Genomic DNA, 14,206 nt, shown 5'->3' with positions numbered 1-14,206 from the left:
GTTCAAATACTCCGTAAGCTTAGATAACAGATTCGAATCCTGCGGCAAAAAGGACGATAAAAACCCATTATGCTCAAGCTCTGCAACTTGCTCGCTTAAAGTAGTAAACAAAGCGGGTGCATTTTCAACCAAATTATTGAGCTGCGTACGCACGGAAGGCCATACCAAGATGCTGAAGCCAACCATCATAATGGCGAAAATCAAATAAATAAGTAAAATTGCGAGCGTACGATTAACCTTATGCCGCTCCATCACATTGACGAGCGGGCGCAGCAAGTAATAAAAAAAGCCTGCCAGCATAAGCGGAACGATAATCATACTGAATAAGGAAAGCACAGGTTTAAATATAAATGAAACGCGCGACCCCAAATAAATAATAATTAATACCAAAATAATCGTGAAACACCATCTAAAAAATCGATTATGTCTGGCCATGCCTGCACCTTCTTCTCTTTTTAACTGATCTTGTCATCTATAGGTTACATAACCTTTACCCTTCCTCTCATGAATTGAATCGTTTGGAGTACTGGTTTTTTCTCCCTGCTGCCCGCAATCACACTCGAATTTATTACAAAATAAAAAAAGCTGGGTTAACGGCAGTAATCCGCCGACCCAGCTCTTGCTTTATTTTTGGAATTAAGAAAATTTACGATATTACATCATGTTCAAGCCTGAAATTTCTTCAAAATAATTACGGCATTATGACCGCCGAAGCCGAAGGAATTGGACATCGCTATATTAATCTCAGCTTCGCGCGCAACGTTTGGCACATAATCAAGATCACAAATTGGATCTGGTTGTTCTTGATTGATCGTTGGCGGGATAATCCCCTCCTGCATGCTCTTCACGAGTGCGATAGCCTCTACTCCGCCAGCTGCACCAAGCATATGACCTGTCATCGATTTGTTAGCTGTCACCGGAATTTGATACGCGAGGTCACCAAACAGCTTCTTAATGGCTGCCGTTTCGGAACGGTCTCCGATTTCCGTACTGGTGGCATGTGCGCTTATTAAATCAATTTGATTAGGCTCCAAGCCAGCTTCCCTCAGCGCATGCTTCATCGCCTGATAAGCACCAATACCCTCGGGATGAGTCGCGACCATATGATACGCATCTGAACTGGCGCCATAGCCGATAACCTCCGCATGAATGCGGGCTCCTCTTTGCTGCGCATGTGACAGTGATTCGAGTATGAGAATGCCTGCTCCTTCGGCCATAACAAAGCCGTCGCGCCCTGCATCAAAGGGTCTGCTTGCCGAAGCTGGTGCTTCATTCCGCGTTGATACCGATGTTGCATTGCCGAAGCTCGCGAGTGAAATATCCGTCACTGCCGCTTCCGTTCCTCCTGCAATAACGACATCTGCGCTGCCTGATCGAATAAGCCGCCAAGCCTCACCAATTGCGGTATTCCCAATCGAGCATGCGGTAACTGGCGCCATCGACGGCCCCTGCGTACCGAACCGAATACTGATCATCGCCGCTGCCATATTCGCAATCATCATCGGAACAAGCGTTGGACTAACACGATCTGGCCCTCGATCATGCAGCACTTCAGCTTGGTCAAGCAGCGTCTGTATGCCGCCGATGCCAGAGCCTACATAAACACCAACACGTTCCCGATCTGTCTCTTCAACCTTAAGTGCTGCATCCTCCAGCGCTTGTTCAGCAGCTGCTATCGCAAACTGGCTAAACCGATCCATCCGACGGGCTTCTTTTTTCCCAAATAAAGCTTCTCCATCAAAATCTCTTACGACACCTGCAATTTTCGATTTATGTTTGCTTACATCAAATGTATCAATCGTGGAAATACCAGATTGTCCATGCACCAATCCGTCCCAAAAACGCTCCACACTGTTCCCTAGCGGCGAGATGACACCCATCCCCGTAATGACGACACGTTCCATCTTATTTCCTCCTTCGCAAAATCCTTTATGGGTAGTAGTTTGTCATACTCTTTATCCTATTACAAGTTGTTGTTTATTATAGTATAATGAGTACTACTATAAAGAGAGTACGGAGATGGAAATCATGATTAATCGAGAGACGAGACTACAAGCATTATCATCCTTTCTAAAATCAAAGCGTGCCAAAATCATGCCGGAGGACGTTGGTTTCCCTATCGGAACACGGCGGAGAACACCTGGTTTACGACGTGAGGAGGTCGCTCAGCTTGCTGGCGTCAGCACAACTTGGTATACCTGGCTAGAACAAGGCAGAGATATTCAAGTATCGGCGTCTGTTCTGGATTGTGTTGCGGCGGCTCTGCAGTTAAATGACGATGAACGGGAATATTTGTACGCCCTCGCCCTCGGTTCCGGTTATAGCGCTCTGCCTATTAATGAGGAGCAGACCGAAATTACGCCCTCTTTAAAAAGAATTTTAAAGGAGCTCCGCTTCTGTCCAACCATAATATCCGATCGGCGCTGCCAAATCGTCGGTTGGAACGAGGCCGCCTCGCATGTCTTTATGGACTTTGACCAAATTCCAGCTGAACAGCGAAATATGATTGAGTTATTGTTCACAAGGAAAGAATTCCGCAGGCTAGCGGGAAATTGGGAGCATTTTGTAGGGGGATTTCTAGCTATCTTTCGCGCCTATTACGGTCAATATGTGCAGGATGATTGGTATGAGCGGTTTATTGATGAAATGAAGCGAAGCCATCCGGAGTTTCAATATCTTTGGGAGCAAAGCCAGGTCAGCTCTGCTCCAGATGTATTGCTGGAATTTCGACATGCACGAGTCGGAAAGATGTTGTTTCACCTGACCTCATTTCAAGTAAAGGGAAATACCGATCTACGATGCAGCGTCTATACGCCTGCACCTGAAACATCAACCGAAGCTAAGCTGCGCAGACTAATGGGCGGACAAGATTAGCGCTGGCTTGGAAATGAAATCGTTCGATTGCAAATTTTGTTTACAAGCGCATGATCATGACTAATGATAAGCAAGCCCATTTGGCGAGCTCGGAMAATTTCAAGCATCTTATGCCATATTTGCGCCTGCGTAATTGCATCAAGCATGGTCGTCATTTCATCTGCGATGAGAAATTTGGTATCTGGTCCGAGAGCTCTCGCAATACAGCAGCGCTGGAGCTCTCCGCCTGACAGCTCATTTGGATAACGACGCAGCCACTGTTCCTTAATGCCTAACGCTTCAAGCAGCGCAGCATCCGGGGACCAACCTTCAGTCATTGTTTTTGCCAACCGCCATCTTGGATTAACCGCGCGCTCTGGATGCTGAAAAATCATTTGGACAGGATCAGAGCCTTTATTACTCTTACTCCGTCCATCAACCGACACTTCTCCTGCAATAGGGTTCAAATAACCAGCCAATAATCGGCCTAACGACGTTTTTCCGCTCCCGCTAGGTCCAATAAGGCCGACGACCTCTCCTGACTGTATCGAAATGCTAAAATCTTTAAACAACCAAGGACCGTCCGCATAACGCCAGCCGAGATTCCTTCCTTCAAGTCGCATGAACACACCTCACCATTCCACTTCGAAGGCTGCGAGCCGCCGGCCTGCTGTCAACACATCGTTCTGTAGCCAAGCTGCAGCGTTCAGCAAAGAGACAGCCTGAAATCGCAGAACTCCTTGCAGGCTGCGTCCCGGCCAGCGGTTCGAAACCATTTTGAGGAAGCGCACGCCACAAGGCGCGGCTGTATGGATGCCTAAGCTGCTCACCATTTCCGTGAAAATCTTTGGCCGAAGCGACCTCAACAGCGGTTCCCGCATAAAATATAGCGACCTTATCGGCAATTCGAAGAGCCGCTTCAATATCATGTGTAATAAACAACACGGCACAGCCGCCTTCAGCGAGCTGCTTGAAGTGGCCGAGCGCCTCTGTAACATCATCCGGATGCATGCCTGGCGTAGGTTCATCTGCAATGATCAGCCTTGTTCTTTCCAGCGCTGCCGTAGAGACAAGCACCTTACGAGCCATGCCTCCTGAGAGCTGAAAGGGAAACAGCCTCTCCACATGTGCTCCAAGCTGAAGCCGCGCAAATAACCCTCTCCGTTCCTGAAGCTGCTCAGCGCCATCTTCGCGCGTGCGCAGCTGCTTGCCTACTCGCATTAACGGATTAAGGAAGCTTACCGATTGCGGTACTAAGGCAATTTCCTTACCGCGGTAGCGCTTAAGCTTAGCTTCATTCAGCACTTCTCCGCCGTATGAGATGCTTCCGGTCATCACAACATTTTTAGGCAAAATGCCCATAATCGCATGAGCGAGCAGGCTTTTTCCCGATCCGCTCGCTCCAACGACGGCTACGATTTCACCTTCATTTATCGCGAAATCCAGCTCATCAATAATCGAAACCTGTTCCTGCGAGCTGCCTTTCACATAGTGCATAAAGGAAATGGATAGTTTATTCACCTCCAGCAGCGGCATATGGGCACCTCCCTCCATATTGATCAATATTGCCTTCCTTTAGCGTCATAGCTGAGCATTCCGCGGGTCAATGAGCAGCCGCAAATGGTTGCCTAGCTTATCAAACGCGCGTACAGTCAGCAGCAATCCGAGTCCCGGAAATAACGCAAGCCACCACATTCCCGTCGATAAGTAACGCATGGATTCAGAAAGGATAATTCCTATTGCGGGCTGATGCGGTGACATGCCAAGGCCAAGGAAGGTTATCGCCGCTTCATGCAGCACAGCATGTGGGAACAACAGCAGAAAACCAACCAACAACTGCGGAAATAAATGCGGTGATAAGTGCCTCGCAGCAACAGACAAACGTGATCTTCCGAGCTTCCTCGCAACTAGCACATATTCCGCTGACATGAGCTGCATCGCCTCCGCGCGAATCACTCGAGCAAGGCTTGGCCAATGCGTCAACATGATGCCGATGGCTACCCCTTTAAGGCCGCCCCCGCAAACAAAAGCTATCAATATAAGCAATACGAGATGAGGTACGCTTAGAAAAACATCAATAAGCCAGGAAATAATGCGATCAGCTGTCTTCCCAAGCGTTGCCGCCATCAATCCCATCATCGCTGCAATAAATACACTGGAAATCGAACCGAGCAGCCCAACTTGAATGCTAAGTGCCAGTCCCTTTACGGTGCGGGAAAGCATATCCCTCCCCAGCCAATCGGTTCCGAACAAATGAGTTAGCGAGGGAGGCAAGTTCCGATTATTCAGCTGAACTGAAAGTCCCGATGAATCAAGAAGCCAGCTACCTATGCCGATGCTTACAAGCAGAAGCGCTGCACCTATTGCCGATATAAGCATTCGTCGCCGTTCGTTTGAACGCTTCCGAGCAGCTGGTTTCTGTAAAATCGTAAGCTGATTCATCCTTGCGCCTCCTTCCCGTACCTCAGCCTTGGATCAACCATACGGTAAAAATAATCAGCTATCGCATTGCCAGTGAATACAAAGATCGTACTGCATAAGACAAGCCCCATAAGCAGCGGCACATCACCGCGAAGACCCGCTTCTACCGTCGCTTGACCGAGTCCCGGATAAGAAAACACCTGCTCTGCAAGAACAGCTCCACCGAACAATTCGCCAAATGAAGCAAACTGCAGCGTAATCGCAGGCAATGCAATGTTGCGAAGACCATGTCTAAGAAACAAACTCACACCATATTCACCTCGTGCTCTGGCAAACAAATAATAATCGCTTTCCATCACATCAATCAGCTTCTGGCGTGTATGGAGTGCAATCGGTGCGATGCCCACGACACTCAGAGTAATACCTGGCAAAATCATATGACGAATATAATCGGCAGCCGTTACGCTCCCTGCCAATACCCCAGCAGGAACACCAAGCCCTACTGGCAGCCAGCCGAGCCATACAGCAAATACCATCATAAGCAGCAGGCCGATCCAAAAGGCAGGCGTCGAAGCCAGCGTATAACAATAGCTTTTGATCAACCGATCCAACCATGAATCCTTCTTTATAGCTGCGGCCACGCCAGCGGCAAACCCAATAATGCCTGACAGCGTCCATGCGAATGCCATGAGCAGTACCGAGTGCAAGAAACGATCCGCAATCACCTTCGTTACAGCCTCTCTGTATATCATTGAGGTGCCCATATCTCCTTGCAGCAGAGCAGACGCCCATTTTATAAATCGTTCAGCGAATGGTCGATCAAGTCCCCAATAAGCAGCAATCTGCTCCCTTTGCTCTGCACCGACACGCATGACATCTGCTCCAATATACGATTGCACGGGATCAATCGGCGATAAAGCAACAAGCGCAAAAGTAATGATGCTGACCGATGCAAGCAGCGCAATTAATCGGATAAACTTTTTCCCTACAAAAACAATAACCCCCTGTAGCATGCTGACAACCTCTCCCGCCCGTTACTCTTCCCAGCGCCAGCTCTCAATATTGTCCGTTACAGGCCATCCGTGACCATGCGGCTGAATACGCTGCTTTCCGATATTAAGCTTGTCCTTCACGAGAAACAAATGATCAATATTTACGAGCCATGCCCATGGAGCATCGCCTTTTGCACTCAGTCCCGTTTGTCCATCCCATTGCGCTTTTTTCCAATAGGCCTGTGCTTCTTCCTCCGTACGTGCGTCCAATGCTTGTTCAAACAGCTGATCCACGGTCTGGTTGCTGTAATAACCCGTATTGTAATAGTCAACGCCACCAAATGTGCTGCTGTATAGATTGTACATTTCGAGCGGGTCATGACTTCCCCAGCCTAGCAGCATAGCATTCGAATGCATCAGCTTCTCAAGCTCGTCCCAGCTTTTACCTTCAACTAAAATGTGAATGCCGGCAGCTTTCACCATTTCCGCCGCAGCCAGCGCTAACGATTGCCGTGTAACGTCACTTGAAGGATACAGAAGTGTAAACTGTGCTTTTAACGTCCCTTTTTCGACGATACCATCACCATCGCTGTCCACCCAGCCTCCATCCGCTAATATTTTTGCGGCTGCAGCAGCATCATTATCCTTGACCTTCGTCTCATCATTCCACCATGGAAGACCATCATTCGCTGTATAGGCAGGTGAGCCATGTCCGTCCAAAATGCCATCGACCAGCTGCTGACGATCAATTACTGTATTGATAGCCAGGCGTATTGCTTTATCTGCGGTTACATCATTTCCAATGGGATAACCTTCTTCCGTTTTGCCGCCAGCTTTGACATAGGGGAATGCTATTCCGCGGTTATCTACTGTTTTTACTGCTTCAATCCGCATGCCAGCAACCTTTTGTTTGCTAAACGTGGACGGTATATAAGCAAGATCAACGCTTCCAGCCTTTGCCGCCGCGAATGCGCCGTCTTCATTTAAAAATAAGAAAGTCAGTTTCTGAAAATACGGCTTGTCTCCGTAATAGTTTGCGTTTGCCTTTACGATTAGCTGCTGTCCGCGATCCCATTGTACGAATGTAAACGGACCTGAGCCGATCGGGTTTTCCGCATAACTGCTCGAATAAGCATGTTTAGGTACAATACCTGTCGTTATAAGATAATAAACAAATGTCGATTGCGGTTTCTTTAAATGAAACACAACTTCGTTATTTCCTGCTTCTACGTTTGCTAAATTAGTGAGATCAATCGCAGCTCCATTGCTGGAAGCTGTATCGAATGTAAACTTCACATCCTCTGAGGTTAACGGCTTTCCGTCGGAGAATACGACATCCTCCCGCAGCTTGACCGTCCACGACTTGCCATCCTCGCTTACGTGATAGTCAGCAGCCAAATCCTTCACAATATTCAAATCATCATCTCGTTTAAGCAGTGTACTTTGGAACAGCGGAGAGCCGTACCGTCCCCAGCCCTTAATCGGATCAAAACCGGTGTCCGGCTCTGATCCTACCGCAACAATTAGCTCATCTGTTTTGGCAGTAGTGTCTGCCGGCTTCACGCCGCTGCATCCTGTGATGATGAATACAACAATGATTGCATAAGTGATAGCTGAAACGATAGTTTTCAACCCAACCCCTCCTGTGGCGTTACATTAAGTAACACGATTATGTGATAGTGTAACACGACTTTGATAGAGTTTCATCCTTTTTCTTCAAAATTCGCTCAAAAAACGCCAGAAAAAAAAGAGGACCTAACATCGACAGCGTCGACATGTTAGAAATCCTCTTATTTGTACAACCCTATTGATAGATTCAAATATAACAGCTTCCGATCTCAAGTATGAGTATGCTCTTTGGCAGAATCATGTTTATCCGCATAAGTAACGGAGAGCTCGGCATAAATGACGCCCTTCTGTGCTTGAATCTGCTGATGCAGCGACCGCAGGCGCGACAGCTGTCCTCTCACGACGATAACCTCCAAGCATTGATCATGATTTAAGTGGACATGCATGTTGGAAATAATATCATGATGAAAGCGATGCTGCACCTCCATCAGAACAACGGGTAAATCACTGACATGGTGATCATATACGAGAACAATCGTACCTGCAACATGCTCCTGACCGTTCATTCGAGTTGGCTCAAGCAAGGCTCGCCTAACCAAATCACGAATGGCTTCCGATCGATTATGATAGCCAAGTTCGTCTGTATATCGATCAAATTGATCAATCAGCGGTGCCGGAAAGGACACGCCAAACCGAACCAGCTCTTCCTTTTCAGCCATTTGCTCACCCTGCCTGCTTCAGATTCGACATCTAGTTGATCGGTTTATTCAAGATAGGATAATCAACAACGATTACGTTATCAAGCAGCCCGTCCAGCAAACCTACAAAATGCTGATGTGCAGGATGTGGACCGTAGTCGAGCAAAGACTGCTGATCTTTAAAGGTAACTCGCAAGCCCAGTGTGTAACCTTGAATATTATCCGTTTCTGTCGTTGCATTACAGCCTGCAGTCAATTCAATGATGCCTGGAACTTCTGTTTGCAAGGAATAAAGAGCGCTCAGCAGCTCTTGTTCTTTGGTGCTAGAAAGCTTCTCTTTAAACTTAAATGATACGAGATGCTCGTACATATTCGAATAACTCCTTTCTTTTGTAAAATACGACGTTCTCCCTATCATATCATGGACTTCTATTCTATTGTTATCACGAATGTATTCACTGCCTTATGCTTACCTCGGCCATCGCTCATTAGCCGGGGGCAGCTGAGGAAATGGGGCATGCGGCTCCATCTGATACCAATAGGCTACGGATGAAATGTCGTCGGAGCGTTCGAACAGCTTCGTATGGTCGTGACCGATTTGCTGAATCGTCACACGCAGATCATTTTCAAATCGAATCGGATCGGGCAGATGCCAGCGGTACATGCCGTGCATGGGTACATTATGACCATACCAAGGGTCGACCTCCGTCGTTTCCTTGTAAAACTTATAGCCCAAATACGCCGTGGAATACGATTCGGGTTCATTTGTCCGTGTATTGCTGAAGCACCATGCGCCTCCCACATAATCCTCCGTGCCCGTTCCACAAATCGTAGGCCAATCTTGATCGCCATCCATATAAAATTTGATCTCGCCTTCTCCCCACCAGTTCCGCTCGAGTGCGGCCCATGCAAGGTATGTGCCGATATATTGTCCTGCACCTTTGACATTATCCAGAATCGTATAGTCTTTGCCTATTTCCGTCACTTTCTCACGGCGCCACTGCGCGTGAAAATACGCTGCATTCTCTGGCAGCTCATCAACGAGCGAATAATTAAACGTATAGAAAAAACCATCTATGTTAGCAGCATGCTGATTTACAATCGTGATTTTCGCCGATTTCCGGAACGGCATTGGAATATAACAGTTCATGCCGCCCGTCGGAACGACAGCAATTGGAAGGGAATGAACGTTGGTTCGCACACCGAAGCCATTGCAGAAAAAATCACCGAGCGGAACGTCCACCGATGGGCTCGTCTCATCATCCCAGTACATGCGCAGAATAAGATCACGAAGCACGTATTGTGCCGCATGCCCTCTGCCTGTTTTGTCCGCGACAGTAATCCAGAAATGTTGAATTACTCCCGTCCCTTGAATATGGGCAAGCGTCACTTCTTCACCTTGACCCAGTGTTATGGCAGGCCTGCCTTTTCTTCCAATGCCCAAGTTGCTCGCTTCTTTACCGCCTTGCCCCTTCTCACCATTCACATTTTCTGCTGAAATGGATCGGGTACGCGCATTCGTGACGAGCGGAGCGGAGGATAAACCAAATCCTAGTCCGTGCTGCTGCAGCATAGTCCATCACCTCATGTATCAATTATTGTTTATTATCGAGCCTATTATATAATGATAGATATGATTATCCCTTACCTTTTATTGTTAAGTTGTTTATCATAAATTGCTGAGGTGATCGATATGCAGGTCGATAAACTGTCCCCCTATATTCGGGTGGCTATGGACAGTGTGCTGGAGCCTACGTGGAAGATGGATGAGCGGGTTATTTGGGATTATRAACTGCTATACCTCATGGAGGGTCAAATGCTCGTAACCGTGGAGGATGTTGTCTATCACGGAAAGGCTGGAGACTGCTTCTTCTTTAAGCCCGGGCAAAGACACGCTATTCAAAATATTGGCGGAACGAGAGTCCGCCAGCCCCATGTTCATTTTGATCTGTATGTTCAGCCTGACAGCCAAGATGTTGGCGTTTCCTTTAAACCGCTCCATCAGATGAATACGAAGGAGAAGGGCTGGTTTCGTGATCATGAGCTATCCGCATCACCGTTTCTTATGCCTACTCATTTTCGCCTTGGAGACCCATTTCCTTTGGAACAATCGCTCTTCGAAATGATTCGCGAATTCGAAACGAAACCTCCCTTTTATGAGATCCGTATCAAAGGCTGTTTGCTGGCGATTCTGTCCCTCATCATGAGAGAGCAATATTGGGGCAGCAAAACGAAAAGTGATGGACAGCTGGGGCTGCTTACGGATGTTCGTTCATACATCGAGCATAACGTGCACCGCTGCATCAAGCTGGATGAGCTGTCTGAGCGATTCCATATAAGCAAATTCCATTTGATCCATTTGTTCAAAAACCTGTTTCAGCAAACACCGATTCAATATCATCAGCAGATCCGTATTGAAAAAGCTAAAATGATGATTCAGTTTACTTATTTGCCGATGCAGGATATCGCTGAGCAGCTCGGCTATTCGAACATTCATGCTTTCAGCCGCGCATTCAAAGGGAGTGAAGGCTGCAGTCCTTCCAAGTATCGGCAGAAAAAATAAATAGAGGCTGCCCCTAAAGTAGAATGATCTACATTGGGGACAGCCTCTCTTCATTTTACATAGCCTTGTTCATAAACATAACTTATACGCGATGAATATTGAATTCAAACGCCAAATCTTGATTTGCTGGAATGAGATATTCGTCATGGACTGGCGCACCCCAGCTGTCGTCACCGCCAACACCCATTTGTCTGCCGGCTACGGTAACTACCGTATAATGTACGTTCGGCAGCTCGTAATGATGGCTGGCACTTTCAAGCTCAAATGCTGTATAAGGCGAAATATTGCATTCTACCGGCTGCGCTGCAGGCGCTGTAATTCGAATGCCGCGACCATAATCATTCGTAATATTTACACGGCGAACGCCCGTGCGATTACCTGATTCTTGCGGCACGACATAGCCGGATACATTGTCTGCGGCATTGTTGCTGAACTCACAAAGCTTTGCGCCAAATGCCCGGTCAATGTAGTTCTCTTCCGGCCCCATGGCATACCAATCCAAATGGCTATAATCTGCGAGAACCTTGAATGATAATGCGAATATTGGCAGCTTCGGCAGCCCTTCCGCTCCTTTGTAGCGGGATTTGACGTTCAAGCTGCCGTCTGCGAACACGGTATACGCTACGGTGACAAGCACTTCCGAACTAATGCTCAACTTGTACTGGAAGGTAACGGTTGCACTTCCAGACTGCTCGGTAAGTTCAACTTGAGTACATTTACGTGTCAGGCTTGCCGCAAACCATACACCGGAATCGAAGCCAAGCGAGAAGCCTTTATCGTTATCCGTTGTTGCACGCCAGAATAAAGGCGCCGGCGGGATAGCAATCATCTCTCTTCCCGCATAATTGACCGATGTGAGCGTGCCTGCCTGCTTAGAGAACATGATGCTGAAGTCGCGACCATGCATGCCAATGTTAACATCACCTTCGACAACTCGAAGCGAACCTTCCGGATGCACGGCTTCCACACGATTTTCCACTACAAACACAAATTGTCCGAAGGAAATCTCATAGCCCGCTTGTGCCCATAATTGATCTTCTTTCAATGTGAGCGCAGCATGCAGTACATATTCCCCTTGCTCCGCTGCCTCAGGAAGCTCAAGCTTCACATATGATTCGCTTTGTGCAGCCACATCTACGGATAATGTACTGCGGAATATTTCTTTTCCTTCAAGATGGAGGCAAACAACTAAATCATATGCATCCGTACCCTCGAACAAATTCTCATTCTTAATCGTCACGCCATGGCGATCAGGAATAAGCTTCAAGTTCTGATAAAGAAATTTTACTTCCTGCATCTTCGGTGATTCCTTGCGATCCGCATAAACAATACCATTCGTACAGAAGTTATAATCCGTCGCGCGATCATCGAAGTCTCCGCCGTAAGCAAGAAACTCTTTACCATAGCGGTCCTTCTTCACGATGACCTGGTCAATATAGTCCCAAATGAAGCCGCCTTGATACATCGGATACTTTTGTTCAAGCTCCGTGTATTTATGCATGCCGCCTACTGAGTTGCCCATGGCATGCATATATTCACAGCTAATATATGGCTTTTGCGGGTCATCGTTCAAATACTCTTCGATATCAGCGGGCTTAGCATACATCCGGCTCTCCATGTCGCTTGTGTCGTTATATTTGCGGTTATGGAATACACCTTCATAATGAACTAAACGGCTAGGGTCCGTCTCGCGGAAATAATTCGATACGTTCAAGAGCACCTCGCCTGCATAAGCTTCATTGCCCACTGACCAAATCAGAATAGATGGATGGTTCTTATCGCGTTCAACCATGGAAATCGCACGATCCATCACGATAGGCTGCCATTCCGGCTTGTTTTCCGGGATGTTCCACGAAGGCTCAACTGCGCCCATTTTCTGCCATGAGCCATGCGTCTCCAAATTCATCTCATCGATGACATATACGCCATAAATATCACAAAGCTCATACCATAACGATTGGTTCGGATAATGAGAGGTCCTCACCGCATTCAGATTGTTGCGCTTGAGCGTTGCAATATCCCAAAGCATATCATCCTTCGAAATCGCTCTTCCTTTGCGGCTATTGAATTCATGGCGGTTAACGCCCTTAAATACGATACGCTTGCCATTTAGATGCATGATTTTATTGATCATTTCAAATTTGCGGAAGCCAACCCTTTGAGGAATCGCTTCAATGAGATGACCTGCTTGATCATAAGCCGTAATATAAAGCATATACAAATAAGGCTTTTCTGCACTCCAAGGGATCACTACACCTGCATCTAATGAAAGGGATAAGGATGGACCTTCGACCGAATCAGAGGAAACCGTCACAACAGTTAAACCGTCTGCATCCTTTAGTTCCATCCTTATTCTCGATGGCTGCTGTCCTTCGAGTTTCATATCTGCTTGAATACTGCCATTAGTATAGTCATCATTTAAATCTGCATGAACAAATAGATCACGGACGTGGATACTTGGAACGGAATACAAATAAACATCACGGAAAATGCCTGAGAAACGCCAGAAGTCCTGATCTTCCAGCCAGCTGCCCGTACTGCGCTGATAAACTTCAACCGCAAGCTTGTTTTCGCCATCCACCAAATAAGGCGATAAATCAAACTCCGCTGGCGTAAAGCTGTCCTCGCTGTATCCAACAAATTCACCGTTCAACCATACATAAAACGCTGACTCCACACCTTGAAACGAAATGTAGACTGGTTTTTGCTGCATATTAGCTGGTACCTTAAAATATTTAACATAGCTGCCGACAGGGTTATGATCCTCCGGAATAGCTGGTGGACGAATATCATGATGACCGTCCCAAGGATACATCGTGTTTACATATTGCGGTTTGCCGTAACCCTGCATTTGGATATGTCCCGGCACGTTAATATCTCCCCAGCTATCGCAAACATAATCCAATTGGTAGAATCGCTCTGGACGATCCTCCGGTTTCACGGCATAGCTGAATTTCCAGCTTCCGTTTAGATCATAGCGAAGTGCCATTTGGTCATCAGCGGCTGCTTCCTCTATTGATTCGTAATAGCGATGATCAGAATGTGCTGGCAGCCGGTTCACAGCAAATACGCTTAAATCGGTAAGCCAATTTATCGTCGGTTTCATTTCA

The 14,206-nt window shown here is 47.1% G+C and carries 13 protein-coding genes; 2 read left to right on the top strand and 11 right to left on the bottom strand.

What is annotated here, in order from left to right:
* Positions 1-435 (bottom strand): AI-2E family transporter (locus AC1DSE_RS18080; protein WP_477527982.1); only part of this gene is annotated, 435 nt, incomplete at its 3' end.
* A gap of 230 nt (positions 436-665) precedes the next feature.
* The gene (gene fabF / locus AC1DSE_RS18075; RefSeq protein ID WP_477511224.1) at positions 666-1,904 is read right to left on the bottom strand and encodes a beta-ketoacyl-ACP synthase II; all 1,239 of its coding nucleotides are present in this window, start codon (positions 1,902-1,904) and stop codon (positions 666-668) included.
* A gap of 127 nt (positions 1,905-2,031) precedes the next feature.
* Here fabF and AC1DSE_RS18070 point away from each other — a divergent pair, with 127 nt between their 5' ends.
* Positions 2,032-2,874, top strand: a complete 843-nt coding sequence (locus tag AC1DSE_RS18070; RefSeq protein WP_339209573.1) for a helix-turn-helix transcriptional regulator — start codon at positions 2,032-2,034, stop codon at positions 2,872-2,874.
* Here the strand turns inward: AC1DSE_RS18070 and AC1DSE_RS18065 are convergent.
* The 8 genes from AC1DSE_RS18065 to AC1DSE_RS18030 form a co-directional block, all read right to left on the bottom strand.
* A complete protein-coding gene (locus AC1DSE_RS18065) occupies positions 2,871-3,476 on the bottom strand; it encodes an ABC transporter ATP-binding protein (RefSeq protein ID WP_477527981.1) in 606 nt (201 codons plus the stop codon). The genes AC1DSE_RS18070 and AC1DSE_RS18065 overlap by 4 nt on opposite strands.
* The gene (locus AC1DSE_RS18060) at positions 3,466-4,389 is read right to left on the bottom strand and encodes an oligopeptide/dipeptide ABC transporter ATP-binding protein (protein ID WP_430061780.1); all 924 of its coding nucleotides are present in this window, start codon (positions 4,387-4,389) and stop codon (positions 3,466-3,468) included. Before AC1DSE_RS18060 ends, AC1DSE_RS18065 begins: the two co-directional genes overlap by 11 nt.
* 45 nt (positions 4,390-4,434) lie before the next feature.
* The gene (locus tag AC1DSE_RS18055; protein ID WP_441882091.1) at positions 4,435-5,295 is read right to left on the bottom strand and encodes an ABC transporter permease; all 861 of its coding nucleotides are present in this window, start codon (positions 5,293-5,295) and stop codon (positions 4,435-4,437) included.
* Entirely contained in the window at positions 5,292-6,287 is a 996-nt protein-coding gene (locus AC1DSE_RS18050) for an ABC transporter permease (protein WP_441882088.1), read from the bottom strand. Before AC1DSE_RS18050 ends, AC1DSE_RS18055 begins: the two co-directional genes overlap by 4 nt.
* A gap of 21 nt (positions 6,288-6,308) precedes the next feature.
* The gene (locus AC1DSE_RS18045) at positions 6,309-7,850 is read right to left on the bottom strand and encodes an ABC transporter substrate-binding protein (protein WP_477527984.1); all 1,542 of its coding nucleotides are present in this window, start codon (positions 7,848-7,850) and stop codon (positions 6,309-6,311) included.
* Positions 7,851-8,104: 254 nt separating this feature from the next.
* Positions 8,105-8,554: a nickel-responsive transcriptional regulator NikR gene (nikR, locus tag AC1DSE_RS18040; protein WP_339208511.1), complete on the bottom strand. Its 450-nt coding sequence runs from the start codon at positions 8,552-8,554 to the stop codon at positions 8,105-8,107.
* Between the two features lie 31 nt (positions 8,555-8,585).
* Complete coding sequence (locus tag AC1DSE_RS18035) at positions 8,586-8,903, bottom strand: Dabb family protein (RefSeq protein WP_083682390.1); 318 nt, start codon at positions 8,901-8,903, stop codon at positions 8,586-8,588.
* A gap of 99 nt (positions 8,904-9,002) precedes the next feature.
* Positions 9,003-10,106: a glycoside hydrolase family 172 protein gene (locus AC1DSE_RS18030; RefSeq protein ID WP_477511226.1), complete on the bottom strand. Its 1,104-nt coding sequence runs from the start codon at positions 10,104-10,106 to the stop codon at positions 9,003-9,005.
* A 120-nt stretch (positions 10,107-10,226) separates the two neighbouring features.
* Between AC1DSE_RS18030 and AC1DSE_RS18025 the strand changes: the two genes are divergently transcribed.
* A complete protein-coding gene (locus AC1DSE_RS18025; RefSeq protein WP_477527980.1) occupies positions 10,227-11,096 on the top strand; it encodes a helix-turn-helix transcriptional regulator in 870 nt (289 codons plus the stop codon).
* Between the two features lie 82 nt (positions 11,097-11,178).
* Here AC1DSE_RS18025 and lacZ read toward each other — a convergent pair whose 3' ends face one another.
* Complete coding sequence (lacZ, locus tag AC1DSE_RS18020; RefSeq protein WP_477527983.1) at positions 11,179-14,202, bottom strand: beta-galactosidase, LacZ type; 3,024 nt, start codon at positions 14,200-14,202, stop codon at positions 11,179-11,181.
* Between the last annotated feature and the right edge of the window lie 4 nt (positions 14,203-14,206).

This window comes from Paenibacillus sp. 01L418 (genome assembly GCF_056400045.1).
The sequence above is the reverse complement of the archived record's forward strand: the minus strand, read 5'-3'. Positions and strand labels throughout refer to the sequence as shown.

Coding starts and splice junctions, on each gene's coding strand:
- fabF (WP_477511224.1), bottom strand. CDS start 1,904: ATGGAACGTGTCGTCATTACGGGGATGGGTGTCATCTCGCCGCTAGGG.
- AC1DSE_RS18060 (WP_430061780.1), bottom strand. CDS start 4,389: ATGCCGCTGCTGGAGGTGAATAAACTATCCATTTCCTTTATGCACTAT.
- AC1DSE_RS18055 (WP_441882091.1), bottom strand. CDS start 5,295: ATGAATCAGCTTACGATTTTACAGAAACCAGCTGCTCGGAAGCGTTCA.
- AC1DSE_RS18050 (WP_441882088.1), bottom strand. CDS start 6,287: ATGCTACAGGGGGTTATTGTTTTTGTAGGGAAAAAGTTTATCCGATTA.
- nikR (WP_339208511.1), bottom strand. CDS start 8,554: ATGGCTGAAAAGGAAGAGCTGGTTCGGTTTGGCGTGTCCTTTCCGGCA.
- AC1DSE_RS18035 (WP_083682390.1), bottom strand. CDS start 8,903: ATGTACGAGCATCTCGTATCATTTAAGTTTAAAGAGAAGCTTTCTAGC.
- AC1DSE_RS18030 (WP_477511226.1), bottom strand. CDS start 10,106: ATGCTGCAGCAGCACGGACTAGGATTTGGTTTATCCTCCGCTCCGCTC.
- lacZ (WP_477527983.1), bottom strand. CDS start 14,202: ATGAAACCGACGATAAATTGGCTTACCGATTTAAGCGTATTTGCTGTG.